The following is a 26,752-nucleotide window of genomic DNA, read 5'->3' as shown; positions in this document are numbered from 1 at the left end:
CGGTATGACAGTATTTATAACTAAGCGCCACCCGCCCGCGATGATGAAGCACGCCAGACGGACAGGCGCTAAACAAAAAGGTTTGTTATGGAAAAGCTCTCTTACGTTTCTGAAGGCAGCAAAACGGCCTGGTCTACTTACTTACAACAGATCGATCGTGTCGCACCCTATCTCGGTGACCTGTCGCGCTGGGTGGATACCCTGCGTCACCCTAAACGTTCCCTGATTGTTGATATCCCGCTGCAAATGGACGATGGCAGCATTCGCCACTTTGAAGGCTTCCGCGTGCAGCACAACCTGTCACGCGGGCCGGGCAAAGGCGGTGTGCGTTACCATCCTAACGTCGACTTGAACGAAGTGATGGCGCTTTCTGCCTGGATGACCATCAAATGTGCGGCGGTCAACCTGCCGTACGGCGGGGCGAAAGGCGGTATTCGTGTTGATCCGTTTACCCTGTCAGAAGGTGAGCTTGAGCGCCTGACCCGCCGTTATACCAGCGAAATTGGTCTGATTATCGGCCCGCAAAAAGATATTCCTGCGCCAGACGTGGGGACCAACGCCAAAGTGATGGCATGGATGATGGATACCTATTCCATGAACCACGGCACCACAATTACGGGTGTGGTCACGGGCAAACCGATCCACCTCGGCGGTTCCCTGGGCCGTGAAAAAGCCACTGGTCGTGGCGTATTTATTACCGGACGTGAAGTGGCGCGCCGCAGCGGCATCGAAATCGAAGGGGCGAAAGTCGCCGTGCAGGGCTTCGGTAACGTGGGCAGCGAAGCGGCACGTCTGTTTAATGAGGCTGGCGCCCGCGTGATCGTTATTCAGGATCATACCGCGACCCTGTATAACCCGGCGGGGATTGACCTGGCAGCACTGAGCGAATGGCAGTTAGCCAATAAGAAGATTGCCGGGTTCAGCGGCGCGCAGGTGATTGATGATGAAGCCTTCTGGGACGTTGAAATGGATATCCTGATCCCGGCAGCGCTGGAAGGTCAGATTACCCGTCAGCGCGCAGAAAAACTGCACTGCCGCCTGGTACTGGAAGGCGCTAACGGCCCTACCTTCCCGGAAGCCGATGATGTGCTGGCTGAGCGCGGCATTACCGTGGTGCCGGACGTGGTCTGTAACGCAGGCGGCGTGACCGTCAGTTACTTTGAGTGGGTTCAGGATATGGCCAGCTTCTTCTGGAGCGAAAGCGAAATCAACGAACGCATGGATAAGATCATGACCGAAGCGATGGTTCACGTCTGGGATAAATCCCGTGAGAAAACATGCAGCCTGCGCACAGCAGCCTACATTGTGGCCTGCGAACGCATCCTGATGGCGCGTAAAGATCGCGGTATCTACCCTGGCTAATGCCCAACGGGGTGGTGCACACCACCCCGCTTTTACCCGCCTGACTCGACATCCTTCTCTCGAACATCTTGCTATCTTTCCTCCGTCGCGGCAGGCTGTTAGCCCCTTTCCACGGATGATGAACGGACGATGACGCGTAAACCTGCCCTGAAACCCCCGGTACGTAAAGTCACGGCCAAAGAGGTCGCCCTGCGCGCTGGCGTATCCAAATGGACTGTCTCGCGCGCCTTTACCGACGGTGCGTCAATTTCGCCCAGGACGCTGGAGCGGGTAATGTCAGCGGCCAGCGAGCTGGGCTGGCGGCCCAATCTGCTGGCGCGTAGCTTGTCTAAAAAGCGTTCCGGCATCATCGGTGTAGTGGTTGATGAGATGCACAACCCGAATCTGATCCCGCTGCTGGATGAAGTCACCCTTCAGTTGCAGACGTACGGCTGCCTGGCGCTATTGCTGAATATCAGCAGCAGCCCGCGCGACGAAGCGATCCTCACGCTGGCCGCTCAGCTGCAGGTCGATGGTTTGTTGTTTATGGGCACCCTGCTCAGTGAAGAGATGATCCGTCTGGCGAAAGACATTTATCAGGTTCCCCTCGTGCAGATTGGCCGCAGCAGCGCCGATCCTTATATCCAGGTGGTCACCACCGATGGTTATCGTGCCGGGCGTGAAATCGCCGACCTGTTGCATGCCGAGGGCTACCAGCACTTCGCCTATATGAAAGGCCCGGACACTGACTCCAGCCAGCTGTTGCGCTATGACGGCTACCGTGACCGTCTGGCAGAACTGGGGGTGGATGCGGCCAGCATTATCATCTTTGATGCGCGGCATTATCAGCGCGACAGCGGTTACCGTACCTTTGCACAGGCGCTGCAAGCGGGATCACCGGTTGATGCGCTGTTCTGTGAGAATGACATCCTGGCGATCGGGGCCATTGAAGCGATGCGCGCAGTCACGCCCGCACGGCATGTAGGCATTGTCGGTTTTGACGGCATTGAACTGGCCGCTTCCCCCAGCTTTGCCCTGACCACCTGCGCTCAGCCGTTTTCACGCCTGGTGCCGGATGCCATCAGGCGGCTGACCACGCCCTGGGATGAAGAACACAATCAGCTCTATCCCGGCGAATTACAGCTGCGCCAGTCTCACCGTCGATCCTGATCGCCGTCAGTTGATGATGGTTTCTATCAAATCTATCATTAACTGACTTTCCCTCCTGATAATTTTGACACACCTCAAAGAATTTATATTTCATCGTGACAATAAATAGAATTTAAATTCCTTTTCACTTAGTCTGAACCCCTCTGCAACAGACAGTTTCGCCTCAGAACGCGATTCAACCGGTTAAGGGTTGATAGTTTTCTATCATTTATACTGATAGCTCTGAGCGCAATGCTTTCGCTGACACTCTCAGCTCAAGATGAAGGATGACCAATGAAGAAGGCTCTGCATGGCGTTTCCGTTTTACACAGCAATGCGGTGACACAGTTACGTATCGCGCATGAAACGGGTTTTGATGCCCTGGAGCTGCTGCCGGAACATTTATTCCGTTATCTGGAACACGGCGGCACGCTGGAAAAATACAAGCAACTGATGCAGCAGTATCAGATTGAGATTAGCTGCATCAATGCCCTGAAGCGCATTGGCCGCCACCAGCCGCAGGAGCGTCGCGAGATGCTGGATGAGGCCGATAAGATCTGTCGTGCTGCCCAGGCGCTGGGTTGCCCGGTGGTGCAGGTGATGGCGCTGAACGAAATTGATGACCTTTCTGCCGCAGACCGCACCCGCATTTTGACAGAGAATATTCGCGATATTGCCGCCATCGGCGCGCAGTACGGGATCAAGTTCCAGATTGAAGTGGTGGCCTTTACCCCGTTCAACAGCCTGAAACAGGGTCTGGCGATCATTCAGGCCGTGGGCGCTGACAACGTGGGCGTGGTGGTCGACTTCTGGCATCTGTATGCCGGTGGCGATACGACCCCGGAAGAGGTCGCCGCAATGGATGCGAATCTGATTTATGGCGTGCATTTCTGCGATGGTCGTCGCTTGCACCCGGGTGAGGCCTGGGACGAACGCGTACAGCGTAATTATCCGCCGGGCGAAGGTGAAGTGGATATCGCACGCTGGGTCGCGGCAGTCAAACAGAGTGGTTACAACGGCGTGTGGTGCCCGGAGCTGCTCAGCCCGACGCACTGGGAAGATGATTTATGGCAGATCGCTCAGGACTCCATGAGCAGCCTGACCGCGTACACGCAGGACATCTGAGACGTTCAGATGCTGCAACGCCGTTGCAGCTCGAAGTATGAAAAATAGTTAGCCGAAATAATTTGAGTTGCAACAAGGCGGTCAGGCTGTAAGTCCCCGGGAGCATAGATAACTATGTGACCGGGGCGCGCAGCCGCAGCCAACGCCGTTGCAGCTCAAAGTATGAAGGCTAAAAGGATAAATTGAAGTAGGGTTGGCAAGATGACTAGGCAGGCACCGTAAGGCGCCTGCCCTTTTTTTAGGCTTCTTTGATACCGGCTTCCACTTCTGCCTGCTGGTAACGCTGCTTAAAGGCCTCGTTCTCTTCTACCAGACGCAGTGCCGCTTCCACCAGCTCGTTCTGCACCAGGGTGGTTGCACCCTCGCTGGTTTTCCAGTGAATGTACATCACGCACAATGCCGCAACCTGAAGTTTATCGCCTTCGTCGTTGCTGCCATCAAACTGATACTCCGCCAGCGACCAGTGATACACCGGCACGACAAACGGCATATCGCCGCTTTCATCCAGCTCCGGCAGCGTGGCAAACAGTTCCACCATCTCTGGCGTCGCTTCATAGTTCTGGCGGCCGATGGCATCCATCTGGCGACCGTGGGCGCGGGTTTTATTCGCCTGTTTCTGCTTCAGTTTGGCGCGTTTATTACGTTTATCTTGTTTAGTGCTCACACTGTTTCTCTGTCAGATAAAATTCTGGCGGCAGGATAACATATTTGCTCAGGATTTCCCGATCATCAGCGATACCAGCCCTGCGGCAATCAGCGGGCCAACCGGCACCCCACGAAATAAAGAGACGCCAATGATCGTGCCGATCAGCAACCCTCCGACCACGGTCGGCTGGCTGCTCATTAATGCCACGCCGCGCCCGCCAACCCAGGAAACAAAAATACCCACCGCGATCGCCAGCAGTGATTTCCAGTTCAGGAAGGAGTGCATCAGGGTGGTGGCAGGCAATGTTCCACTGGCAATCGGTGCCATCACGCCGATGGTCAGAATAATAATCCCGACCGTAACCCCCTGCTTTTCAATCCACGGAAACGTCTGTTGCAGCGGCGTCATACGGATGGCGACCAGCACCAGCAAGGCAATCGTCACGGTAAGGTTGTGGCTGAAATAACTTAAAGCGGCAAGAAACAACAGAATAACGAGGGTCAGATCGAACATATTTCTCTTCCTGAAATACCAGTTACATAACATCTTGTGCTCACAGCATAAGCATTTTCCGTATCGACTCTACTGTTTTTTTCCCATCACCGCGCTGGCATGACGGCCAAAATAGCGATGAAATGCCACGCTGAAGTTGTTCGCATGGCGATAACCCACCTGCCATCCGGCCTGCGCCACCTGGTAACCCTGCTCCAGCAGGCGGTGCGCCTGTTCCATACGCAGCTGTAACAGCATCTGCCCCGGCGTCGTGTGAAAACGCTGATGAAAACCCTGCTTAAGTTTGTAATCACTCAACCCCACCGCCATCGCCAGCGTGCCGAGAGAGAACGGCTCGGCCAGATGCGCCAGCATCCATTCCCGCGCCTGCTCCAGCCGTCGGTCGTCCTGCGGGTGCAGCGGCCTGCTGCCTGCCGAGAGCAACAGATGCCGGTACAGCGCCAGCAGATTCAGCGCGTGGATCTGCTGCATCAGCGGGTCATGACGGCTGCCTTCCAGCTGGGCCAGCAGCGTCTCCGTTGCCGGGTTAAACGGCGTCCAGGCATGGTGAGTCAGAGTCGGTTGCTGGAACAGCCGTTCGCACACTTCTTCGCCAAAGTAGTGTTGCACGCAGCTGGCCCCCATCAGCAGGCGCAGCTGACTGACCGTTTCAAATGCACGATAGTGCCGCTCGCCCACGCTGCCGTGGAAGCTGGTCATGGTCAGATACTGCTGGCTGAAACGGGTTTCCTGCCCTTCCCTCCCCTGATAAACCGAATGGCCCGCCAGACCAAAGGTCAGCACCAGCATCGGCTGCGCATGAGGATTACAGGTTTCTTCAATCAGCGGCCGCTGGGGTTGATACCACGAACGCACCAGCGTCATGCCGTCCGCGAGCGTGGTGAAATGCGAGCGGCAGTCACCGACCGTTGCAGGCAGTGCACGGATGGCACCCGAAACCTGCGCATCAGCAGCGCTGACGCGATAACTTTTTGTGCCCTGAAAAGGCTGGATCATCAGGCTCACCGTTTCCCAGAGTAAAATCACCGCCTCGCAGATAAACGAGGATAATAAGCATTCTCATTTATAGATAGCATAGTTGGCGTTTCTGCGCTACCGACAACAATGAGGATCACCATGAGTACAGCTTACTGGGGGCTATTGCTGGCCCTCCCAGGCATCTCTGCCGCCGCCACAGAGTCCACCAACAACGCCGCCGATGAAATGGTGGTAACCGCCACTAAAACTGCCCTGCCTGCCGTCGAGGTGCCTGCCTCACTGTCGGTGCTGTATGGCGAAGATCTGGAGGCGCAGCGAGTCGATGGGATAAGCCAGCTGGCTGCGCGCACCCCGGGCCTGGTGTTTCAACCCTGGGGCCAGTCAGGCACCAACCTGCCGGTGATGCGCGGCCTGAGCGGCAGTGCTACCGGATTCTCCTCCTCGGTATTACTGAGCGAAGACGGTGTACCGCAGCTGACCAATCAGGGATTTGATAATGCCTTTATGGACGTGGAGCGAGTAGAGATCCTGCGTGGGCCGCAATCCTCGCTGTATGGCCGCAACGCCGAAGCCGGGGTAATCAATGTGGTGACCCGCACCCCGGACAACCTGCAACGCGGCAGGATCGATGCCATTTATGGCAGCCGCAACCGTCAGCAGCTACGCGGCAGCTTCAGCACGCCGCTGGTTGAAGATCGGCTGTATATGGCCGTCGCCGGGGAGTGGAAATCCCAGGATGGCGATATTAATAATGCCCTGCGCGGCGGCAAAGCCGATGACCGTGAGCGTGATAACCAGCGGCTGCAACTACGCTGGACGCCCACCGATGCCGACGATCTCCGTCTGCGTTACAGCCATCAGAACTATCACGACGGCGGCTCGCAGTGGGGCCAGGTCGCCAGCCGTGACCGGGTGGTCAACAGCGGCACCGATTCCTGGAACCATTCGCGTGCCAGCGTGATCTCCCTCGACTACCGCCATCTACTGGAGAACGGCTGGCAGTTCCGCTCCATCAGCGCGCAAAGCGACTTCTGGGATCGGGTGCAGCAGGACACGGATTTCAGCGCCGCTGATCGTCTGCATCTGCAACGCGACTACCATCTGACCACCCGTTCGCAAGAGTTTCGTTTACAGGGCGAAGGCGACCGCCACCGCTGGCTGGCCGGGCTCTATTTTGATGCCGACGATCATCATTTCCGCTACCAGCAGAAACTGCCGCTGATGCTGACCGGGCAACGCATCGCACAGCGCGGCAATACGCAGGCAGTGTTTGGTGAATGGACGCAGACACTGAGCGGGCCGTGGAGCCTGACGCTGGGCGGCCGCGCCGAACGCAGCGCCATCAGCGTAACGCCTTCCACGGCAGATAAGCGCGAAGCCAGCTGGCACAGCCTGTCGCCCAAACTGGCTGTGCAATACCAGTGGTTGCCTGATGTCCAGACGTACGCCAGCTACAGCCAGGGGTTCCGGGCCGGGGGCTTTAACCTGTTCTCCCCGGCCACGCAATACGCCAGCTACAACCCGGAGAAAGTGACGTCCTGGGAGCTGGGGATCAAAGGGCTGTCCGACGATAAACGACTGCGCTACAGCAGCTCAGTTTATCTGATGGATATCAGTGATATGCAGGTGCAGCAGATCGTCCAGGCGGGCGTGGTGTACATCGGTAATGCCGCCAAAGCCCGCTCAACCGGCTGGGAGCTGGAGGCGGATTACGCCCTGCTGCCAGAGCTGCGCGTGCAAGGCTCGCTGGGCCTGAACCATACGCGTTTTGACCGCTATCAGGACGGCGCGAATAACTACGCCGGAAACCATAACCCCTTCGCCCCGGATGCCACCGCCAGCCTCGGTTTGCGTTACGACCATAAAAACGGTGCTTACAGCCAGCTGCAATGGCACGGCGTGGGGCACAGCTTCCTCGATGCCGCCAATCAGTATCAGCAGGCAGGCTACGGCGTACTGGATATGACCGTCGGCTACGCCTGGCGTGACCTCGATGTATCGCTGTACGTCGATAACCTGACGGATAAAGAGTACGACGCAGTGGGCTATATCAACGGCACCGTACGTGTTTACAGCCCGGCACGCGAAATGGGCCTCAAAGTGAGCTATCAACTATGAAGACGATGCTGAAAAAACTGGATCGACTGGCCGCCAGTAGCGTAATGGCCGATGCGCTGGCTCTGGCGCTGGATCATCGCCTGTTCCATCACCTGCAACAGCCGCAAACGGCAGCACAGCTGGCGGCCATACTCGGCTGGCACCCGGACCCTACTGCCCCGCTGCTGGAGCTGTTGTGGAGCGGCGGGTGGCTGGATCGCGAAGACGAACACTATGTGGTAAACCCGGCGACGCAGGGATTACTTTGCCCGCAGGGGGAGCGTTATCTGGGCGATGCCTGGCGCTTTCGTCTGCGTTCACTGCGCGCCTCAGGTCAGCAGCTTGCGGCGCTGGTCAGCCAACCGCGCCCCGGCTTCAGCGCCCAGCTGGCCCAGGATGCCGCCTGGGCCGAAGCCGCCAGCACGCAGATTGCTCAGGAACAGCGGGCGCTGACGGCGGAGACGGCCTGCACCATTGCCGCTACGCTACCGCACTTTACCCGTCCGGCGACTCTGCTGGATATGGGCGGCGGACCGGGGCTGGTCAGTGCCGCGCTGGGGCAGCGCTATCCTCAGCTGCACGGCGTGGTGCAGGATTTGCCCTTAACCGCCGCCGTGGCACAAAAAAATCTCACTGCCGCCGGGCTGGACGGCCGCTTCAGCGCGCGCAGTGAACTGACAGAAAATGAGCGTTTCGACATTATCTGGTGCTCGTCATTCCTGCATTTTGTCGCCGACCCGCTGGAGACGTTACACCAGCTGCATGCGCGACTGCGCCCCGGTGGCGTGCTGATCGCCGCCCATGCCGAAATTGGTTCGCAGCCAGAGCAGGCGCGTGAAGTGCTGCCGTTCTTCCTGCCGCTGATGCTGCGCGGCAAACATGTGTTCCATCACGGTGAAATGACGCAGCTGCTGGAGGGTGCCGGATTCAGCGGCATCCGCTGCCAGGAGTATCCGTTCCCGATGGCACCGCTGATGGTGCATGTGGCATTTCAGGGCAGCGCACCATGAGGCGCGCAGGATTACAGCTGCTGTTTTTCTGGTTTAACTTCAGCCTGACGTTGCCCGTCACCTGGCTGATGCTGGGGCTGCCACTGATCCTGCATCAGCAGGGCTGGAGCGGCAGTGAACTGGGGGTGTTTCAGCTTGCCGCCCTGCCCGCCGTGATCAAGCTGTGGCTGGCGTTCCCGGTGCAGCGCAGCCGTCTGTTTCGCCAGCGCTATAAAGACTGGGGCAGCCTGTTATGGCTGCTGCTGGCAGCCCTTTTTGCGCTGCTGAGCCAGATAGCGTTGCAGCAGGATAAAACGGTGCTGTTTATCCTGCTGCTCGCGGGAAGCCTGCTGCTGGCCTGGTGCGATGTGCCGGTCAATGCGCTGGCGATTGCCCTGTTTCGCGACAGCGAACAACCCCGGGCAGGCAGCGTACGTGCTGCGGCGCTGTTTGCTGGCGCAGTGGGAGGCAGTGGTGTGATGCTGCTGCTGTGGCAGCACTTCGGCTGGGCGTTTCCCTGCTGGGTGATGAGTGCGGCGGCGTTGGTCAGTGCCCTGCTGCTGCGCCTGCTGCCGGAACCCGACCGGGGCGATCGTCCTGCCGTGGCGGTGCGGGGTTTCCTGCATCAGCCTGGCGGTAAAAGCTGGTTACCGATCTGCCTGCTGGCCTTTCCCTTTCTGGGCTGCGGCTGGCTGTGGCTAAAACCCCTGTTGCTGGATGCCGGGCTGCCGCTGCAACAGGTGATCCTCTGGGTCGGCGTCGGTGGCAGTTCGCTGGGGGCGGTGGTGAGTTTACTCAGCGCCCGCTGGCTGACACGCCGCAATGCGTCGGCGGCGCTGCCGGGCTGGTTGATATTTGCCAGTCTCTCGCTGGGCGTGATGGCGCTGGGAGTGATACTGCAACTGCCTGCCCGTTATCTGCTGGCGATCTCAACGCTGATGGCAGCAGCGATTGGCGGGCTGTCGGCACTGATGTTTATGCTGATGATGGCCTTCAGCCGTGCGGAGAACCGGGCGGTGGATTACGGTTTGCAGGCCAGCCTGTTTACGCTGTCGCGCCTGACGGTTCCGATGTTCAGTGGGCTGCTGCTGGACCAGTTGGGCGCGGGAGCCATGCTCTCGACGTTAGCGCTGTTGACGCTGCTGGTGGCGATATATGCCTGGCATCAGCGCCAGGCCATGGGTCAGCGTCTGTTAATGTAGAAGATCGAGAGCGGCCTGCAAGCTGACCTGTGGGCCGCTGAGTACCGCCAGCGTGCTGTTCACCCGTTTCTCTGCTCCGCTCATTGATGCCTGTGCCAGTACAATGCAGCCCAGTGCGCATTCCGGCCGTTGCTGAATATAGTCGGCGATTTGCTGATGATAACCGTCGATGTCACCCTGGTTAAACCAGGCCCAGGCACGGGGAACCAGCTCAACATACAGACGATCGCCGGGGATAAACGCACTGAACAACTGCGTGGTCGACTCCAGCGTCGATTGGGCGGTACAGAGCACCAAAATTGTGCCGTGATAGCGAGAGGCGACTTTTGCCAGCGTGGCATCCACCCGCAGCACCGGTTTGCTGAACTCCGCTTCCCACACCGCCACACCCAGCGTGGTGCAGGTAACAATCACCGCATCGGCCTGCTGGCACAACTCGTCAATTGCACGGCGCGTGGCCGCCACGATCTCGGGCGTGACGCCCTGTTCGCCCTGCGTCTGTGCAAACAGCTCACTCTCCACACGGTGCAGCAGTTCAACATCATCGTAATCCAGCGTGGTTAACGCCTGCTCAAATACCTCGATATTGCTTCTGGCTGCATGCAGGCAGGCAATGATGGTCATAACCGCATCTCTCTTAAGGGGCAGAAGGTTACTTTGGCAAAAATGACAGGAATTGCCAGCGAAACTGTGAACGCCCGAACAAAAGTTTCAACGTCAAAGCACCATAAGCGTGCGCTGCATCATTATTGCGCGGTGAATCACTGCAACCTTTGTTTCACTCTCCTGTCCGTGGCCCGTAGAACGGCATTCTTCGCACCCTGAGAGGCTGGTATGGAAATTGCTTCTTCAATCAATAGAACAGAAGGAGGAGTAACAGATGAAAGCAATAATCATAGGTGCGGGTATCGGTGGGATGTGTGCGGCGATCGCGCTGAAGCGCTGCGGGATTGACAGCGAAGTGTATGAAGCGGTGAAAGAGATCAAACCGGTCGGCGCGGCCATCTCCATCTGGCCCAACGGCGTTAAATGCCTCAACTACCTTGGGATGAAAGAGGCCCTGCGCGCCATTGGCGGCCCGATGCAGTCGATGGCCTATAAAGATTATCAGAACGCGGAAACGCTGACGCAGTTCAGCCTTGATCCGCTGGTGCAGGATTCTGGCGAGCGCCCTTACCCGGTGGCCCGCGCCGAACTTCAGGCGATGCTGCTGCATAGCTGGGGCTTTGATAACGTGCAGTTCGGTAAACGCGTCAGTCGCGTGGAGCAAAAAAGTGACGGCGTCACGGCTTTTTTTGAGGATGGCAGCGAAGCGCACGGTGACTTGCTCATCGCCTGTGACGGCACCCATTCCGTGGTGCGCCAGTTCGTGCTGGGCTACGCCAGCGAACGCCGTTACGCCGGATATGTGAACTGGAACGGGCTGGTCGAGATTGATGAGTCGCTGGCACCGGCCAACCAGTGGACGACCTTTGTCGGTGAAGGCAAGCGTGTTTCGCTGATGCCAATTGCGGGTAATCGTTTTTACTTCTTTTTCGACGTACCGCTGCCGAAGGGGTTAGCGGAAGATCGCATCAGCCTGCGCGATGATTTATCCCGTTACTTCGCGGGCTGGGCAGCGCCAGTGCAACAGCTGATTGCGCAGCTGAACCCGGAAACCACCAACCGCGTGGAGATCCATGACATCGAACCTTTCGCGCAGCTGGTGAAGGGCCGCGTGGCGCTGCTGGGTGATGCAGCCCACAGCACCACGCCGGATATCGGCCAGGGCGGCTGTGCAGCGATGGAAGATGCGGTGGTGCTGGCGATGACGTTACACTGTAACTCGCTGGGAATTGATGATGCCCTGCTGCGTTACCAGCATAAACGCGCCGATCGGGTGAAAGACCTGGTGCTGAAAGCACGTAAGCGCTGCGATGTGACGCATGCAAAGGACCCGGCGATAACCGCTGAGTGGTATGCCGGGCTGAAGCAGGAAACCGGGGAGCGAATTATCAGCGGGATGTGCGAGACGATTCGGGGTGGGCCACTGGCGTAGGATGGGTTTTGGGCCAGGGCCCGCGTTTTAAGGCCAACGGCCAGAGCCAGGTCAACGCCAACGTCTTAAGGTCAAGGTCTTAAGGTCAAGGGCGTTTCGCTTTCCCGCTGCGCGGGCTGAGCGACCCAGGGTGGCCAGTCGCCACCCCCCTGGGAACCCGGGCTTGCGGCAGGCGCATCGCCCGCTAAAGCGGGTTCCCTCAGTCAACCGGCTTTCCGGCCGGACCGGGTGTGACGGGACATCCCTGTCCCGTAATTGCCGCTCAAAGGTCAACATCAAAAGAAAAAGCAAAGGCAGACAAAAAAACAAACCAGACACAAAAATCTTTTTGGCAATTTTGGCTTTTGGTGTTTTTTTATTTCTTAGGTTTTGGATTTTGAATTGGGTTTTGACGTTGAGGCGGCAATTAAGCCGCGCTGAGGAGGCGATGTGAACCAGGATTCACCGCCAGGACGGCGGGGAAAGGTCGTGCCGGGACAGGACGTCCCGTCACGAGCGGTCCGTCGGTGAGCAACGCTTGCGAAGGTATCCACGCAGTGGACGCTGCGCCTGCCGCAAGCGCGGATCCCTAAGGGCGGGGCGACTGCCGCCCTTAGGTCGCTTCGCCCACAACATGGGAAAGCGAAACGCCCTTGACCTGGCACGGGTCGACCGGAAAAAATGGTCGACCCCTACAGCAGAATGCCCGTGCGGCGTTCCATCATAAGGGTCGAGCCGTACAACTAAATGCCCTCGTGCAGCGGTTTCTTACGCCAGATAAAACACCGACGTTAACTCCGCACTCACCGGACTGTGATCGGCATGCGACGGCATCAACTCACACATCGATTGCCACCAGCGCTGGCACACCTCCGTCTCAGCCACCGCATTCCAGCGCTCCTCAGACTCTATCTCCACCACCGCAAACAACAGACTGCGCGGCGCATCGAGGAAAATACTGTAATGGTGCGCCCCGTGTTCCTTCAGCGTCTGCGCCAGCTCCGGCCAGATGGGGTTATGCCGCTGCTGGTATTCCTGATGCTTATCAGGATGCACCTGCATCACAAAGGCTTTACGCAACATGGCTATGCTTTGCCTCCAGCGCCGCACGCCAGGGTTGAACACCGAAACGCTCACCCAGCGCCACCAGTTCTTCGGTGGTCATGCTCTGCTTCATACCGCCCATCGACAGAACCTTCACCACCACTTCGGAGGATTTCTCAGCGGTGTCGATCAGACCAAAGGTTTCATCGAGCGTTGGCCCGGTGCCGAAAATACCGTGGAACGGCCACATCACCAGCGTATGTGACTGCATTTTCTCAGCGGTAGCAGTGCCAATCCCATCGGTGCCCGGCACCATCCACGGCACAATGCCTACGCCATCCGGGAACACCACCAGACACTCGGTGCTGCCTTCCCATAACAGGCGGGTGAAGCTGGCAGAATCGAGATCCACCACATAGCTCAGCGCCATAAAGTTAGTGGCGTGGCAGTGCATAATCACGCGGTCCGCGCCATTAGTCAGCTGCTTACGCACGCTGTGTGACTGGAAGTGTGAGGCCAGCTCGGAGGTCGGCACACCGCCGTTGGTCAGGCCCCAGTGAATGGTAAAGGCGCGCCCATCGTCACTGACGCGCAGCAGCACCAGACAGTCAGCAGGATCGAGCTGCACATTGCGGAAAAACTTGCCCGAACCGGTGACCAGGAACCAGTCATTAGCCAGCTGCGGTGCAGGCTGGCTCAGTTCCAGCGTGCGCGGCTGGCGGTCAAAATCGGCCGCAAACGGCTGCACTTCCTCGTCCAGCAGACGCAGTGAGACGTTACCGCCGTTACGCTCATCCCAGCCCTTCAGCCACATATCGGTGGTTGCTTTAACCATGCCCTGGACGAACCAGGCGTTGAGAATTTGCTTCATGTGTTTACCCTTAACGTTGGCTGAGAATCTGTTGTTCGTAATGACGGACGTCGCTTAACCAGCTGGCCCCGGCCGGGACATCATGGCGCAGACACCAGGCTTCCCACACCGCCTGCCACGGCAGGGATTTTTGCTCCTCCAGCAGCGCCAGGCGTGCCGTGTAATCCCCGTCATTTTCCAGTGCTTTCAGCATATCGACCGGTTCCAGCAGGGCGCGCAGCAGCGCTTTTTTGGCATTGCGCGTGCCGATCACCCAGGCCGCAATACGGTTGATAGAGGCATCAAAGAAGTCGAGACCGATATGCACCTTGTCAAACAGGCGCTGACGCACAATTTCACTGGCAATCGCCTGGGTTTCATCATCGAGCAGCACCACGTGGTCGCTGTCCCAACGCACCGGGCGGCTGACATGCAGCAGCAGGCGTGGCACATACAGCATCGCGGTAGAGATCTTATCGGAGATCACTTCCGTCGGATGGAAGTGACCGGCATCCAGCGTCAACGCAATCTGGCGGCTGGCGGCGTAACCGAGGCAGAACTCGTTCGAACCGACGGTGTAGCTCTCCGCGCCAATACCGAACAGCTTGCTTTCGACGGCATCGATATGGTGAGCCGGGTTGAGTTTTTCGCCGATCACTTCATCCAGTGACTCCATCAGGCGCTGGCGCGGTGCAAGGCGATCAACGGTCAGATCTTTCATGCCATCCGGCACCCAAATATTCATCACTGAAGGGGAGCCAAGCTGCTCACCCAGGTAAGCCGACACCTTACGGCTCGCCTGACAGTGCTCGATCCAGAACTGACGAATGTCGGCATTGCTGTGCGCGAGGGTAAAACCATCGGCACTCAGCTCATGCGAGAAGCAGCTGGGGTTAAAATCCAGCCCGAGTTGACGATCGCGCGCCCAGGCGACCCATCCGGCAAAATGCTGCGGTTTGATTTCATTGCGCTTTACGGCCTGCTCGCTTTCCAGATAGATCGCATGCAGGTTGAGGCGTTTCGGGCCGGGGATCAGCGCCATCGCCTGGTCGAGGTCCGAACGCAGCTCGTCCACATTACGCGCCCGGCCCGGATAATTTCCCGTGGCCTGAATACCGCCCGTCAGCGCGCCCTGCGGGTTTTCAAAACCACGCACGTCGTCGCCCTGCCAGCAGTGCATGGAAACGGGTATCTGGTCGAGCTGTGACAGTGCGGCTTCTACATCAACACCGATATCGGCGAAACGCTGTTTCGCCAGGGCGAAAGCCTGTTCGATTGCCTGGGTCATATACATAGCTCCTTTGCTGAAGAGGTCAGTGACACGAAACGCGGCAGATTGCGGCGAAACACATCACTACCGTGAGAGTCAAAACGGGTAAGAGGGAAATGCTGACCAAGCTGCTGGCGGAAAGCGGTGACATCGGCCACCGCACCGGCGGTAATCAGCTGGCTGCCGATATTGCCCAGCGTGGAGGCTTCTACCGGACCGGCAAACACCGGGATGCCGCAGGCATCGGCGCACAGCTGGTTAAGGAATGGGTTCTGGCTACCGCCGCCGACAATATGCAGCTGACTGAAGCGCGCACCGCGCAGTTGCTCCAGCTCCTGCAACACCTGGCGGTAGCAGAATGCCAGGCTATCAAAGATGCAACGCGCCAGCTCTGCCGGGGTGGACGGCACCGGCATCCGCTGCCCGGCACAGGCATCCTGAATTTCTCGCACCATGCTGGCAGGGTTAATAAAGCGCTCTTCATTCGGGTTAATCAGCCACTGACAGGCGGGCTGCTGCTCTGCATCCGCGATGAGCTGGCAGAGATCGGTAATGGCCAGCTCGCTACATACGCGCTGAAGCAACCACAGACCCATAATGTTTTTCAATACGCGGAAGCGCCCTTCGGCTCCGCCTTCGTTGGTGATGTTGGCATCCTGCGCAGCCTGACTGGTAAAGGGCTGGCGGCTTTCAAAGCCCATTAATGACCAGGTGCCGGAGCTGAGGTAAGCCGCATTGTGGCCCACCAGCGGCGTTGCCAGCACGGCGCTGGCGGTGTCATGGGTGGCAACCGCCACCACGGGGATCGCCTTGCCTGACGGGCTGGTCCAGACTCCGACGCGTTTACCTGGCTGTGACGGTTTGCCGAACCATGATGGGTTCGCCCCGCTCCAGCGCAGCAGCTCCGCATCCCACTCACCACTGGTGATATTCAGCATCTGCGTGGTGGTGGCGTTGGTGTATTCCCAGTTCAGTTCGCCCGTCAGGCGGTAATGCAGATAGTCCGGGATCATCAGCGCATGAGCCACCTGCGCCAGTTCTGGCGCGGCATCGCGGCACAGCGCACGCAGCTGATACAGGGTGTTAAACGGCAGGAACTGGATGCCGGTGCGCTGATAGATACGCTCATGCCCGAGTTCACGACAGGCTTGCGCCATTACGCCCTGCGTGCGGCCATCACGGTAGGCAACGGGCAGGCCCACCCGGTTCCCCTGCGCATCCAGCAGCACATAATCCACCGCCCAGCTATCGATCCCGATGCTTTCAGGCACGATGCCCTGACGGTCAATTTTTTCCAGTGCGGCAGTCATAAACTGTTCCAGCGCATCAAGATCCCAGCACTGATGATCATCGACGGTGACAAGCTGGTTTACGCAGCGGCTGACTTCATTCAGCGTAATCGCACCACTCTGAGAGTCGTGCCGGGCCAGCATAACGCGGCCGCTGGACGCGCCAAGATCGATGGCGACAAAATGACGAAGGCTCATGTGTTAGCTTCCTGATGATTCGATGTCACCAGTGTAAAAGAGCCTGATTTTACGACCTTCTCGCTACTGCCAGCCGGATCTGACCGCTGGCAGTCTGGCAAAGATGAACGTGAAGCAGATCACAATTTGATTGATGACGCACAAAATCACGGGATGTGACCCTGTCCGCACTTTTTACTCTTTCCCCTACTTTCTTAAAAATATCACCGGGATAGACGCTTTCCCTGTCAAAAATTCAAGGTGCCCCGGTGTCGTGCTGAGTAGACTCTGTTGCCTGGATGTTAAAGAGGAAACGATCATGACCGTATTACACAGCGTTGATTTCTTCCCGGCCGGGCATTTCCCGGTCGCCATCGAACCCCGTGCGCCGCAGGGCGTGTTTCCGGAGCATTATCATGATGATTTTCATGAAATTGTCATTATTGAGCAGGGTTCAGGTATTCATGTGTTTAACGGTCATTCACAGCCTTTGTGCAGCGGCTGCGTCTGCTTTGTGCGCAGCCACGATCGCCACCTGTATGAGCAAACGGAAAATCTGTGCCTGACCAACGTGCTGTATCGCGGACCGGAGTCCTTCCGTTTTCTCTCCGGCCTTCAGCATCTGCTTCCGCAGGAGCAGGATGGAAACTACCCTTCCCACTGGCGCATCGGTAGCAAGGTGCTGGCTCAGGCAAGGCAGTTAATCGAGCAGTTAGAGCAGCCGCCGCTCAGTGACAGTCTGGCCAGCCAGGCAGAGCAGGAGATGCATTTTATGCGCCTGCTGGTGCTGCTTCGCCAGGGATGCAGTAGCACCAGCAACGACGATCAGGACAGCCGCCTGCGTGGATTGCTCGACTGGCTGGCGGATCACTACAGTGAGGATGTGGACTGGGAAAACCTTGCTGACCGTTTCTCGCTGTCGCTGCGTACCCTGCACCGCCAGCTGAAACAGCAAACCGGCAGCACGCCACAGCGTTATCTTAATCGCCTGCGGCTGCTGGAAGCGCGCCACCTGCTGCGCCACAGTGAGATGCGAGTGACCGATATTGCGTTTCACTGCGGTTTTGGTGACAGCAATCACTTTTCTACGCTGTTTAAGCGTGAATTTGGCCGTTCTCCACGTACACTGCGACAAAATGACGAATGAGGTGACCCGTGACAGCTCCCCTGCGACTGGCAAAAGCTGACTATTTCCCTTCTGAACAGATGCCTGTCGCGGTGGCTGAACGCACCTCTCAACCCTCCTTCCCGCCTCACGTTCACGAGTTCAATGAGATTGTCCTGGTGTGGCGCGGTAATGGTCTGCACGTGATGAATGAGCGGCCCTGGCGGGTCACCTGCGGTGATATCTTCTATCTCAACGCCAATGACTGCCACAGTTATGAATCGGTCAATGAACTGGCACTGGATAATATTCTTTACTGCCCGGAGCGCTTTCAGCTGAGCCTCGACTGGCAACAACTTATCCCTCCACGTGAATCTGCCGCCTGGCGTTTAACCACCCGCGGCATGGCGCTGGCGCGTGGCGTGATCCAGCAGCTTGAACTGGAAAGCAGGAAAAGTGATGTGCTGTCGCGCCAGCTGACGGAAGCGCTGTTTTTACAGCTGGCCCTTGTGCTGCAACGGCATCGTTATGCGTCCGATCGGGCCTGGCAAATGCCGGAGGGGGAACAGCTCGATCTGCTGATGGCCGCCATTCAGGGTCAGATTGCCATCCCCTTTGAGCTTGCCACCTTTTGCGACCAGCACCAGTTATCAGAGCGCGCACTGAAGCAACTCTTCCGTCAGCAAACCGGTATGACCATCGGGCACTATTTACGCCAGCTGCAGCTCTGCCAGGCGAAGCACCTGCTGCGTACCAGCGAGTGCCTGATCGGTGAGGTGGCGGCGCGCTGCGGCTTCGATGACAGTAACTATTTTTCCGTGGTGTTTACCCGTGATACCGGGCTGACCCCCAGCGCCTGGCGCCAGCGCTTTGTGCGTCCTGCCCATTTGCCTTTACGGCCGGAAAATACGTCATCGTTGTGATACCAAACCCGATCCCGGTTCGGGTTCTGGTTTGGGTTTGGGTTTGGGTTTGGGTTTGGTCAAGGTCAAGGTCAAGGTCAAGTTCCAGATCAAGGGCGTTTCGCTTTCCCGCTACGCGGGCTGAGCGACCCAGGGTGGCCAGTCGCCACCACCCTGGGGACCCGGGCTTGCGGCAGGCGCATCGCCCACTGCGTGGGTTCCCTCAGTCTATCGGCTTCTTAATTGCCGCTCAAAGGTCAATACCAAAAGAAAAATCAAAGGCATACCAAAAAACAAACCAGACACAAAAGCGCCTTTTTGGCCATTTTGGCTTTTGGTGTTTTTTTATTTCTTAGGTTTTGGATTTTGAATTGGGTTTTGACGTTGAGGCGGCAATTAAGCCGCGCTGAGGAGGCGATGTGAACCAGGATTCACCGCCAGGACGGCGGGGAAAGGTCGTGCCGGGACAGGGACGTCCCGTCACGAGCGGTCCGTCGGTGAGCGGAGCTGACGAAGGCACCCGCAAAGCGGGCGCTGCGCCTGCCGCAAGCCCGGATTCCAAAGGGCGGGGCGACTGCCGCCCTTTGGTCGCTTCGCCCACAACGTGGGAAAGCGAAACGCCCTTGACGTTGACCTTAGCCCAAGCCAAGCCAAGCCAAACCAAACCAAACAAAACCAAGCCCAACCGTCAGGCCACCATCCCCAATCCCACAATATTGGCCGCAAGAATAATCACCATGCAGCCGACACTCAGTACCCACACCGGCTTACGCCCAACGCTCTTCCACTCTTTCAGCACCAGCCCCACCAGGCCGCCACACAGGACGTAGAAGCTCATATGCAGCATCCAGCTGACGAAGTCATACTGTGCCGGAATGCGCGCATGGCCCCAGGCATAGAAGAAGAACTGCAGATACCACATGGTGCCGCCCAGCAGCGACAGACAGACGTTAGCAATCAGCAGTGATTTCACCACGGAGAAGTCTGCTTTCACCGACAGGTTGGATTTAGTCGCCAGACGGATAAAGCAGAATCCGAGGTTAACCAGCGCCCCGCCGCCCATAATCACCACATAGCTCGGCAACGCCACATACAACGGGTCAATACCCAGCGCCGCCGCAGCTTCATGCATCGGTTTAGCGGCGTCCATCGCAAATGACATCCCCGCCGAAAAAATCCCACACATCACCGCCAGCACCAGCCCTTTTTTCAGGTTGAACTCTTCCGCCGTGATGCCCATTGCCCGCTCTTTTAACAGCCCGGCCCGGGAGACGATCGCCACGCCTGCGAGGGCAACCAGCACGCCCAGCAGCGTCATACGTCCCCCGGAAGAGCTGAACAGCTCCACAAAGCGCCCCTGAAGCAGCGGCGTCATTAGCGTGCCCACCACCAGGGTGATACCGATGGCGATACCAATGCCCATCGACATACCGAGATAACGCATGGTCAGGCCGTAGTTAATATTACCAATGCCCCACATGGCACCGAACAGGAAGATCGGCATCAATTGCGAGAGCGAGAACGAACTGTAGTAGGCCCAGAAGTTTGGCAGCAGGATCGCACTGACAGTCCAGGGGAGCACGATCCACGACATGATCCCGCCCACCGACCACATGGTTTCCCACGACCAGTTGCGAACTTTTTTGAACGGTGCATAAAAGCAGGCAGCACTTGCGGCCCCGACCAGATGCCACAAAATACCGGAGACAATGGCTTCACTCATTTTTTATTCCTTCGTTGTTGTTTGCCCTGATGACGAAGGAGTCTACGGAGAAGGTAAGGTGCTCAACCTTAGGCTGGTTGCCCTCCTGGCACCAAACCTGGCAAAATTGAGCACCTTCTCCCCTCCGCCGTCACAAATCAATCATCTGATTCGCCGCAACCTGCTAAATCGTTTTTTTCCCTAAGTTGTTCATATTCATTACCAAATAGAAATAATGCCAGTCCCGGCATGGGGTTCTTGCCATTTTTGCCAGCCAGCTCTCATTGATGGCAACCACATCAAGGTGGTTCACCGCCCGCTGTAGCACCCTCTCAGGCCTGCAACAGTTTTTACGCTGTTCATTAACAATCCTGTAAAAAGTGTGTCACGGAGAACCTGCCATGAACCCAGTTCAGCAACAAATGTATATCAATGGTGAATTTGTCGAAAATCGCGCCGATCGCTGGATCGAGGTGATCAACCCGGCAACCGAAGTCGTGTTGTCACGTATTCCTGAAGGCAGCGCAGAAGATGCACAACGTGCGATTGATGCGGCAGCGGCGGCCCAGCCCGCCTGGGAAGCATTGCCCGCTATCGCGCGCGGTAACTGGTTGCAAAAAATCGCTCAGGGTGTGCGCCAGCGTGCCGCTGAGCTGGCCGCCACCATCGTTGCCGAAGGGGGAAAAACCCAGGAACTCGCCGAAACGGAAGTGTTCTTTACAGCGGACTACCTCGACTATATGGCCGGATGGGCGCGCCGCTATGAAGGTGAGATCGTGCAGAGCGACCGCCCGCAGGAGAACATCCTGGTATTTAAGAAAGCAATTGGTGTCACCACAGGCATTCTGCCGTGGAACTTCCCGTTTTTCCTGATCGCCCGTAAGGCGGCTCCGGCGCTGCTGACGGGCAATACCATCGTGGTGAAACCGAGTGAACTGACCCCAAACAATGCGATTATTTTTGCGCAGATTGTCGATGAGATCGGCCTGCCTGCCGGGGTGTTTAACCTTGTTACCGGCTACGGACCGGTGGTCGGCCACGAACTGGCGGCAAATCCGAAAGTCGGCCTGGTCAGCCTGACCGGCAGCGTAGGCGCCGGGATCGCCACCATGCAGGCGGCGGCAAAGAACATTACCAAGGTGTCGCTGGAGTTAGGCGGTAAAGCCCCGGCCATCATTATGAATGACGCCGACCTCGATCTGGCGGTAAAAGCGATTGTGGCATCACGCATGATCAATACCGGGCAGGTGTGTAACTGCGCTGAACGTTTGTACGTGCAGGACGGCGTGTATGACGAGGTGGTTGAGCGCCTGAGTGCGGCATTTAAGCAGGTTACCTGGGGCGACCCGGCCAGCCAGAAAGGGCTGGATATGGGACCTCTGATCACGGCAGCGGCACTGCAACGCGTGGAGCAAAAAGTGGCAGAGGCGGTAGCGGCCGGGGCAAAGGTGGTCACCGGCGGCAAGCGTGCGGGCAGCACCGGTTTCTTCTTCGAACCGACCCTGCTGACCCAGGTAACACAAAAGATGAACATTATGCAGGAAGAGACATTCGGCCCGGTGCTGCCGGTGATGAAATTCAGCACGCTGGATGAAGTCATCGCGCTGGCGAACGACAGCGAATATGGCCTGACCTCTTCTATTTTCACCCAGAACATTAACACCGCGATGCTGGCCCTGAAGCAGCTTAAGTTCGGCGAAACCTATATTAACCGCGAGCACTTCGAAGCCATGCAAGGCTTCCATGCGGGCTGGCGTAAGTCCGGCATCGGCGGGGCCGATGGCCGTCATGGCCTGGAGGAGTATCTGCAAACCCACGTTGCATATCTGCAATATCAGTAACCGACATTTCTGCCGTAGGGGTCGATCATTTTTTGCGATCGCCCCCAACGTGAGGTCTGCGCCGCCTTCCTTATCCATCTCTGTTCTATCGTTATCAGAACTCCTCGTTAAGCCCGCTTCATGCATTTTGTTATGTTTTTCCCACAGCACTGATTACCAGGGGAAATAACATGAATAAAGCACTGCTCAGCGGTCTGATTGCCGGGATCGTTATTAGCTCGACTTTTTCCGCCAACGCCGCCGAAAGCGCACCGAAAACCCTCAATATCGGCTATCAAAAAGCCAATATCTTCGCGTTACTGAAATATCGCGGCACGCTGGATGAACAGTTTAAAAAACAGGGTATCGACGTACGCTGGGTGGAATTCCCTGCCGGGCCACAGATGCTGGAAGGCCTGAACGTGGGCAGTATCGATCTTGCCGCTACAGGCGATGCTCCACCGACCTTCGCCCAGGCGGCTCAGGCCGATCTGGTCTATCTCGCCCACTCCCCGGCGAACCCTAAAACCGAAGCGATTGTGGTCCCTGAGCACTCTCCGATCAAAACCGTTGCCGATCTGAAAGGCAAACGTGTGGCGCTCAACAAAGGCTCCGACGTGAACTACCTGCTGGTCAGCGCGCTGGAAGATGCTGGCCTGAGCTATAAAGACATCACTCCGGTTTACCTGCCTCCGGCCGATGCCCGCGCGGCCTTCCAGCGCGGCGCAGTTGATGCCTGGGTCATCTGGGACCCGTACTACGCTGAAGTTGAAACCAATGCTAAAGCGCGTCTGGTGAAAAATGCCGAAGGTCTGGTGCCGCACTACACCTTCTATCTCGCCAGCCGTAAGTTTGCCGATACCTACCCACAAACGGCGAAGCAGGTTGTCGATGAGCTGGGCACGCTGAGTACCTGGGCTAACGCCCACCCGGAAGACGCCGCGAAGATCCTGTCGACGTCGACCGGCCTGCCACAGTCCATCTGGCAGCGCGCACTGGCGAGAATGCCGTACGGTGCCGAGCGCATGACGCCAGAGGTGTTTAAGCAGCAGCAGGCGCTGGCAGATAAGTTTACACAGATTGGATTGTTGCCAGTGAAGGTCGATGTCAGTTCGGCGACGTGGTCGCTGGATAAGAAATAATTTCGGCCTGAATCCCACCAAATCGATATCGCGGGTCAACCAGAAAAGGGCGACCCGCGGCTAAGAGTGATTGGGTTTGGGTTTTACTCCCCGTGCCCAATCTGCCAGATAAACGTCGGTTCCTTGCCGTTCACCTCCCAGTCACCCACATTACGGATCTTATAAATCACCGGGTTATGCGATGACACAGTACGCGCATTACGCCAGTGGCGATCCAGCGCTTTACTGACGCGGGTATCCGATGCACCCAGCGCATTAAACAGCTCGGTGGCGGCGCGTGGGATCAGCTCGCTGGCGATCACCTGCGCCTGGGCTGACTCCAGTTCCGCCAGCACATTCGCCTGCTGGATCACGGCCTCATCTCCGCTGTTATGTACCTCATAAGCACGTTGCAGCGCATGGGTCGCCTGCTGAACGGCGGCGTCTACCGCATAGACCCAGCTGGAGATCTGCCCCACCACCTGCAACACCTGCACGTCGTTTTTCACCTGCGTGGCATTGCCGTGGCTGTAGATGCGTTTACGGCTGGCGACGCCTGCGGCGGCATCACGTTTCACGGCGCGGCCAATACCCGCCAGCGTCGACAGTAAAACATGCTGATAGAACGCCGTCTGATAGCGAAAACGCTCGGTAAAATCATAGACGTGCGCCTGCTCCACCTGCGCTTCACGGAAACGCGTGGTGCCGCTACCGCTCAGACGCTGACCAAAACCGTCCCAGTCGTCTTTACGCTCCACGCCCTGCTGATGGGTATTCACCAGCGCAATCACATCGCGACCGTTATCGTTGCGCTGGGCGTACACATCAATCCAGTCGGCGTACAGCGTACCGGTGCTGTAAAACTTCTCGCCGGAGATCAACCAGCCATTCTCTGACGGGGTGACGCGGGTGAGCACCTCACCCAGTTTGAGCGTGCCAATTTCCGTCCAGCCACTGCCCACCAGCTCGCCATCCGCGAAGCGACGGAACCAGCGCTGGCGCGCTTCGCTGTCCGGCTGATTGAGCCTGTCTTCAACAAAAGCAAAGTGGGCGCGCAGCGCCTGCGGCAGGTTAGAGTCGGCTTCCGCCAGCTCTGTCAGCAGCTGGAACAGCTGCGGCAGCGTAGCCCCGAAACCGCCCTGCGCCTGCGGAATGCGTAAGGTGCCGAAACCGGCTTCTTTCAGCCAGCGAATCGGCTCCAGCGGCAGCGTGCGGTTCACTTCACGTTCGGCTGCGCCTTCAGCGATGCGGGCAAATACCGGGCGAAAACGCGCCGCCAGCGCGGTGTAATCAGCAACAGATTCAGGCATGGGATTCTCCATTTTCGGATTGGTCATCGATGTCCTGCTTTGTCGGTTCAAAACGGATCACCAGCAGGAAAATAATCGGGATAATCGCGGCCAGCGAGACAATCCAGAACATATTGGTGCCAAAAGAGGCCTGCAAAATCGGCAGGATAAACAGCGCCAGCGCACTGCCCACGCCAGAGAGGGAGCGGCCAAAGCCAACACCCGTGGCGCGGATATGCGTGGGGTAAGAGAGTGCCGGGTAGATCATCATCTGTGCGCCTGGGCCGAAACCTTCAGCAAACAGCCACAGACCCAGCATCAGGATGGCGAACACCACGCCAATCGTGGCGCTCGGGTGACCAATCAGCGCCAGCGAGATCAACGCGATAAATTGCAGGGCAAAGCCGGCAATCGCCACATGACGTGACGGGAATTTCCATGCCAGACGCATCCCCAACAGGCCGCCGGTAAAGGCAAACAGCGCATTCAGCCCCAGCGATGCCGAGATGGTTTCGAACACGCCCGCGCCAAGGAACTGCGCCAGAATTGACGGCAGGAAGAAGGCAATCGCGGTGTACTCAAACGAGATACAGATATTCATCACCGCCGTGACAATGGTGCGCTCGCGGTACGGTTTCTGGAACAGCACGCGGAAGCTGACCTTCGGCGGTGCTTTTTTCACTGGCTCTCTTTCATGCGGTTCGGCGGCATGCGCCGTAATGCCATAGGAATCCCGCAGAATACGCGCCGCCCCTTCCAGGTCGCCCTGATTAGCAGCCCACAGCGGGGATTCATTCATAAACTTGCTGCGCACGGCGATGATTAACAGCGCAGGCACGGCACCAAACAGCAGCGATGCGCGCCACAGCCAGCCGGCATGCTCGGCGGGCAGCAGGAAGTAGAGCGCAAAGATAATAAAGAAGCAGGCGGATGAGGCGGCGTACCACATCGGGCACCAGGCCGCCAGTCGGGCGGCTTTGTTGCCTTTACCCGCGAACTTCGAGAACTCAGCCAGATAGGCCATCGCCACCGGCAAGTCGATGCCCACGCCAATGCCCATCAGGAAACGGGCACCGATCAGCACCCAGACGTTCGGCGCTAATCCGGCAGCAATCGCCGAGACCACAAAGAACAGCATATCGGCCATAAAGACCGAGTAGCGGCCATATTTATCGGTCAGCCAGCCACCCAGAAGATTACCCACAATGGTGCCAATCATGATAGATGACGTCACCAGCCCGGTGATCGCCGGAGTTAACCCAAACTCTTTCACCACATCGTCAATGCCGTAGGAGAGCGTAGTCAGATCGTAGGCATCGAGAAAAACGCCGCCCAGGGCCAGAAAGACTATCCAGCGTGCGTAGCTATTTTTACTGGTGCTGGTGTTAATCAGCTGCGCCACATCGCTGACGGATCGAACCGGTGTTGAATGGGATGGCGGTATTGCAATGCCATCGTCAATATTAATTGAACTCATAGTATCCCCAATATTTGTTATTTTATTTGCAGGTTCACCTGTTATTTTTCAGGTGCCACCATGCTTTTATAAAGAGAAAAATCTGTAACAACAAACAAGGAAAAATTATTTGAATGTGCGTCAAATTCATAATGCGACCAAAATAAAACGCTTAAACAGCACAATAAATGAAAATAGCACGATTAGCTTAGCAAGAGGCATGCCAAATTCATTAGAGTACGCGATTATTTTAAAAGGAGAACGATATGAAATGGAACAGAGATAAGGCATTAAAACACTTGAGAAGCCGTGCAAAAGTGGCATCCCAAAATAGTTGTGCCGAATTTACTAAACAGGCAATCGAAGCCGGTGGAATCACTCTGCATCGCACCAATAATGCAAAAAACTTTAGCGCATCATTATCTCGTGCAGGGTTTGCCGAGTTGCCTGCTGACGCTATTGCTCACGCTGGTGATATTGTTGTTATTCAACCACATAATGAAGAAGATCCGGTCGGCCACATGGCCATGTTTGATGGTTCAATCTGGATTTCAGATTTCAGACAGCGCGCAATGTACCCGGACCTCGCCTATCGACAGGCTCAACCTTTATTTACCCTTTACAGAATGCCTTGATGTTAAAAAGCCCGGATTATTCCGGGCTAAAATTT

The 26,752-nt window shown here is 57.3% G+C and carries 23 protein-coding genes; 12 read left to right on the top strand and 11 right to left on the bottom strand.

The genetic code is table 11. The annotated features are described in order from the left end of the window. Positions 1-87 precede the first annotated feature (87 nt). The 3 genes from ACFL9S_RS05595 (at position 88) to ACFL9S_RS05585 (ending at position 3,615) form a co-directional block, all read left to right on the top strand. Positions 88-1,362 (top strand): Glu/Leu/Phe/Val dehydrogenase, encoded by a 1,275-nt coding sequence (locus ACFL9S_RS05595; RefSeq protein WP_405260815.1) that lies wholly within the window; start codon positions 88-90, stop codon positions 1,360-1,362. A gap of 129 nt (positions 1,363-1,491) precedes the next feature. Next, positions 1,492-2,511 (top strand): LacI family DNA-binding transcriptional regulator, encoded by a 1,020-nt coding sequence (locus ACFL9S_RS05590; protein WP_405260813.1) that lies wholly within the window; start codon positions 1,492-1,494, stop codon positions 2,509-2,511. Between the two features lie 273 nt (positions 2,512-2,784). After that, positions 2,785-3,615, top strand: a complete 831-nt coding sequence (locus ACFL9S_RS05585; protein ID WP_405260812.1) for a sugar phosphate isomerase/epimerase family protein — start codon at positions 2,785-2,787, stop codon at positions 3,613-3,615. Positions 3,616-3,853: 238 nt separating this feature from the next. Here the strand turns inward: ACFL9S_RS05585 and ACFL9S_RS05580 are convergent, their stop codons facing one another. The 3 genes from ACFL9S_RS05580 to ACFL9S_RS05570 form a co-directional block, all read right to left on the bottom strand. Then, a complete protein-coding gene (locus tag ACFL9S_RS05580) occupies positions 3,854-4,279 on the bottom strand; it encodes a hypothetical protein (protein ID WP_171148436.1) in 426 nt (141 codons plus the stop codon). A 48-nt stretch (positions 4,280-4,327) separates the two neighbouring features. Beyond that, positions 4,328-4,774 (bottom strand): DUF441 domain-containing protein, encoded by a 447-nt coding sequence (locus ACFL9S_RS05575; RefSeq protein WP_405260810.1) that lies wholly within the window; start codon positions 4,772-4,774, stop codon positions 4,328-4,330. A 69-nt stretch (positions 4,775-4,843) separates the two neighbouring features. After that, positions 4,844-5,770 carry a helix-turn-helix domain-containing protein gene (locus ACFL9S_RS05570; protein WP_405260808.1) on the bottom strand — a complete coding sequence of 309 codons (927 nt, stop codon included), beginning with the start codon at positions 5,768-5,770 and terminating at the stop codon, positions 4,844-4,846. A 120-nt stretch (positions 5,771-5,890) separates the two neighbouring features. On the opposite strand from ACFL9S_RS05570, the gene ACFL9S_RS05565 reads away from it, so the two are divergent. The 3 genes from ACFL9S_RS05565 to ACFL9S_RS05555 are packed head-to-tail and all read left to right on the top strand — an operon-like array spanning position 5,891 to position 10,040. Continuing rightward, positions 5,891-7,870 (top strand): TonB-dependent receptor, encoded by a 1,980-nt coding sequence (locus tag ACFL9S_RS05565; RefSeq protein WP_405260806.1) that lies wholly within the window; start codon positions 5,891-5,893, stop codon positions 7,868-7,870. Continuing rightward, positions 7,867-8,859: a class I SAM-dependent methyltransferase gene (locus ACFL9S_RS05560; RefSeq protein ID WP_405260804.1), complete on the top strand. Its 993-nt coding sequence runs from the start codon at positions 7,867-7,869 to the stop codon at positions 8,857-8,859. The genes ACFL9S_RS05565 and ACFL9S_RS05560 overlap by 4 nt, the downstream gene beginning before the upstream one ends. Then, positions 8,856-10,040 carry an MFS transporter gene (locus tag ACFL9S_RS05555; RefSeq protein ID WP_405260802.1) on the top strand — a complete coding sequence of 395 codons (1,185 nt, stop codon included), beginning with the start codon at positions 8,856-8,858 and terminating at the stop codon, positions 10,038-10,040. Before ACFL9S_RS05560 ends, ACFL9S_RS05555 begins: the two co-directional genes overlap by 4 nt. Here the strand turns inward: ACFL9S_RS05555 and ACFL9S_RS05550 are convergent. Next, positions 10,032-10,664: a hypothetical protein gene (locus ACFL9S_RS05550; RefSeq protein WP_405260800.1), complete on the bottom strand. Its 633-nt coding sequence runs from the start codon at positions 10,662-10,664 to the stop codon at positions 10,032-10,034. The two genes, ACFL9S_RS05555 and ACFL9S_RS05550, sit on opposite strands and share 9 nt — an antisense overlap. A 256-nt stretch (positions 10,665-10,920) precedes the next feature. Here ACFL9S_RS05550 and hpxO point away from each other — a divergent pair, with 256 nt between their 5' ends. Further along, on the top strand, positions 10,921-12,078 hold the full coding sequence (gene hpxO / locus ACFL9S_RS05545; RefSeq protein ID WP_405260798.1) for an FAD-dependent urate hydroxylase HpxO: 1,158 nt from the start codon (positions 10,921-10,923) through the stop codon (positions 12,076-12,078). Between the two features lie 747 nt (positions 12,079-12,825). Here the strand turns inward: hpxO and rhaM are convergent. The 4 genes from rhaM to rhaB are packed head-to-tail and all read right to left on the bottom strand — an operon-like array spanning position 12,826 to position 16,708. Continuing rightward, positions 12,826-13,140 (bottom strand): L-rhamnose mutarotase, encoded by a 315-nt coding sequence (rhaM, locus tag ACFL9S_RS05540; protein WP_405260796.1) that lies wholly within the window; start codon positions 13,138-13,140, stop codon positions 12,826-12,828. Then, positions 13,130-13,972, bottom strand: a complete 843-nt coding sequence (gene rhaD, locus ACFL9S_RS05535; protein WP_405260794.1) for a rhamnulose-1-phosphate aldolase — start codon at positions 13,970-13,972, stop codon at positions 13,130-13,132. Before rhaD ends, rhaM begins: the two co-directional genes overlap by 11 nt. Before the next feature lie 10 nt (positions 13,973-13,982). After that, entirely contained in the window at positions 13,983-15,239 is a 1,257-nt protein-coding gene (locus ACFL9S_RS05530) for an L-rhamnose isomerase (RefSeq protein ID WP_405260793.1), read from the bottom strand. Further along, positions 15,236-16,708 (bottom strand): rhamnulokinase, encoded by a 1,473-nt coding sequence (rhaB, locus tag ACFL9S_RS05525; protein ID WP_405260791.1) that lies wholly within the window; start codon positions 16,706-16,708, stop codon positions 15,236-15,238. Before rhaB ends, ACFL9S_RS05530 begins: the two co-directional genes overlap by 4 nt. A 298-nt stretch (positions 16,709-17,006) precedes the next feature. Here rhaB and rhaS point away from each other — a divergent pair, with 298 nt between their 5' ends. Continuing rightward, complete coding sequence (gene rhaS / locus ACFL9S_RS05520) at positions 17,007-17,834, top strand: HTH-type transcriptional activator RhaS (protein ID WP_405260789.1); 828 nt, start codon at positions 17,007-17,009, stop codon at positions 17,832-17,834. Between the two features lie 8 nt (positions 17,835-17,842). Continuing rightward, positions 17,843-18,715 carry an HTH-type transcriptional activator RhaR gene (gene rhaR, locus ACFL9S_RS05515; RefSeq protein WP_405260787.1) on the top strand — a complete coding sequence of 291 codons (873 nt, stop codon included), beginning with the start codon at positions 17,843-17,845 and terminating at the stop codon, positions 18,713-18,715. A 667-nt stretch (positions 18,716-19,382) separates the two neighbouring features. Here the strand turns inward: rhaR and rhaT are convergent. Continuing rightward, positions 19,383-20,417 (bottom strand): L-rhamnose/proton symporter RhaT, encoded by a 1,035-nt coding sequence (gene rhaT, locus ACFL9S_RS05510; protein ID WP_405260785.1) that lies wholly within the window; start codon positions 20,415-20,417, stop codon positions 19,383-19,385. A gap of 380 nt (positions 20,418-20,797) precedes the next feature. On the opposite strand from rhaT, the gene aldA reads away from it, so the two are divergent. Then, positions 20,798-22,237 (top strand): aldehyde dehydrogenase, encoded by a 1,440-nt coding sequence (aldA, locus tag ACFL9S_RS05505; protein ID WP_405260783.1) that lies wholly within the window; start codon positions 20,798-20,800, stop codon positions 22,235-22,237. A gap of 170 nt (positions 22,238-22,407) precedes the next feature. Continuing rightward, positions 22,408-23,358, top strand: a complete 951-nt coding sequence (locus ACFL9S_RS05500) for a sulfonate ABC transporter substrate-binding protein (protein ID WP_405260781.1) — start codon at positions 22,408-22,410, stop codon at positions 23,356-23,358. Positions 23,359-23,441: 83 nt separating this feature from the next. On the opposite strand, the gene ACFL9S_RS05495 is transcribed toward ACFL9S_RS05500, so the two are convergent. Both ACFL9S_RS05495 and ACFL9S_RS05490 read right to left on the bottom strand, forming a co-directional pair. Further along, positions 23,442-24,647 (bottom strand): acyl-CoA dehydrogenase family protein, encoded by a 1,206-nt coding sequence (locus ACFL9S_RS05495; RefSeq protein WP_405260779.1) that lies wholly within the window; start codon positions 24,645-24,647, stop codon positions 23,442-23,444. Further along, a complete protein-coding gene (locus tag ACFL9S_RS05490) occupies positions 24,640-26,103 on the bottom strand; it encodes an MFS transporter (protein WP_405260777.1) in 1,464 nt (487 codons plus the stop codon). Before ACFL9S_RS05490 ends, ACFL9S_RS05495 begins: the two co-directional genes overlap by 8 nt. Positions 26,104-26,348: 245 nt before the next feature. On the opposite strand from ACFL9S_RS05490, the gene ACFL9S_RS05485 reads away from it, so the two are divergent. Next, positions 26,349-26,717, top strand: coding sequence for a CHAP domain-containing protein (locus ACFL9S_RS05485; RefSeq protein ID WP_405260775.1), 369 nt, complete (start codon positions 26,349-26,351; stop codon positions 26,715-26,717). The last annotated feature ends 35 nt before the right edge of the window (positions 26,718-26,752 follow it).

This window comes from Erwinia sp. AnSW2-5, assembly GCF_045107195.1.
In the GTDB taxonomy this organism is placed as follows: domain Bacteria; phylum Pseudomonadota; class Gammaproteobacteria; order Enterobacterales; family Enterobacteriaceae; genus Erwinia.
Note: the sequence above shows the minus strand (reverse complement) of the source record. Positions and strands in the feature narration are given on the sequence as shown.

Excerpts from the sequence above, each read along its gene's own strand:
- ACFL9S_RS05555 (WP_405260802.1), top strand. The coding sequence starts at position 8,856 with ATGAGGCGCGCAGGATTACAGCTGCTGTTTTTCTGGTTTAACTTCAGC.
- ACFL9S_RS05495 (WP_405260779.1), bottom strand. The coding sequence starts at position 24,647 with ATGCCTGAATCTGTTGCTGATTACACCGCGCTGGCGGCGCGTTTTCGC.
- ACFL9S_RS05565 (WP_405260806.1), top strand. The coding sequence starts at position 5,891 with ATGAGTACAGCTTACTGGGGGCTATTGCTGGCCCTCCCAGGCATCTCT.
- ACFL9S_RS05500 (WP_405260781.1), top strand. The coding sequence starts at position 22,408 with ATGAATAAAGCACTGCTCAGCGGTCTGATTGCCGGGATCGTTATTAGC.
- ACFL9S_RS05550 (WP_405260800.1), bottom strand. The coding sequence starts at position 10,664 with ATGACCATCATTGCCTGCCTGCATGCAGCCAGAAGCAATATCGAGGTA.
- rhaS (WP_405260789.1), top strand. The coding sequence starts at position 17,007 with ATGACCGTATTACACAGCGTTGATTTCTTCCCGGCCGGGCATTTCCCG.
- hpxO (WP_405260798.1), top strand. The coding sequence starts at position 10,921 with ATGAAAGCAATAATCATAGGTGCGGGTATCGGTGGGATGTGTGCGGCG.
- ACFL9S_RS05595 (WP_405260815.1), top strand. The coding sequence starts at position 88 with ATGGAAAAGCTCTCTTACGTTTCTGAAGGCAGCAAAACGGCCTGGTCT.
- aldA (WP_405260783.1), top strand. The coding sequence starts at position 20,798 with ATGAACCCAGTTCAGCAACAAATGTATATCAATGGTGAATTTGTCGAA.
- rhaB (WP_405260791.1), bottom strand. The coding sequence starts at position 16,708 with ATGAGCCTTCGTCATTTTGTCGCCATCGATCTTGGCGCGTCCAGCGGC.
- ACFL9S_RS05490 (WP_405260777.1), bottom strand. The coding sequence starts at position 26,103 with ATGAGTTCAATTAATATTGACGATGGCATTGCAATACCGCCATCCCAT.
- rhaT (WP_405260785.1), bottom strand. The coding sequence starts at position 20,417 with ATGAGTGAAGCCATTGTCTCCGGTATTTTGTGGCATCTGGTCGGGGCC.
- ACFL9S_RS05560 (WP_405260804.1), top strand. The coding sequence starts at position 7,867 with ATGAAGACGATGCTGAAAAAACTGGATCGACTGGCCGCCAGTAGCGTA.
- ACFL9S_RS05575 (WP_405260810.1), bottom strand. The coding sequence starts at position 4,774 with ATGTTCGATCTGACCCTCGTTATTCTGTTGTTTCTTGCCGCTTTAAGT.
- ACFL9S_RS05530 (WP_405260793.1), bottom strand. The coding sequence starts at position 15,239 with ATGACCCAGGCAATCGAACAGGCTTTCGCCCTGGCGAAACAGCGTTTC.
- ACFL9S_RS05485 (WP_405260775.1), top strand. The coding sequence starts at position 26,349 with ATGAAATGGAACAGAGATAAGGCATTAAAACACTTGAGAAGCCGTGCA.
- ACFL9S_RS05585 (WP_405260812.1), top strand. The coding sequence starts at position 2,785 with ATGAAGAAGGCTCTGCATGGCGTTTCCGTTTTACACAGCAATGCGGTG.
- rhaD (WP_405260794.1), bottom strand. The coding sequence starts at position 13,972 with ATGAAGCAAATTCTCAACGCCTGGTTCGTCCAGGGCATGGTTAAAGCA.
- ACFL9S_RS05590 (WP_405260813.1), top strand. The coding sequence starts at position 1,492 with ATGACGCGTAAACCTGCCCTGAAACCCCCGGTACGTAAAGTCACGGCC.
- ACFL9S_RS05570 (WP_405260808.1), bottom strand. The coding sequence starts at position 5,770 with ATGATCCAGCCTTTTCAGGGCACAAAAAGTTATCGCGTCAGCGCTGCT.
- rhaM (WP_405260796.1), bottom strand. The coding sequence starts at position 13,140 with ATGTTGCGTAAAGCCTTTGTGATGCAGGTGCATCCTGATAAGCATCAG.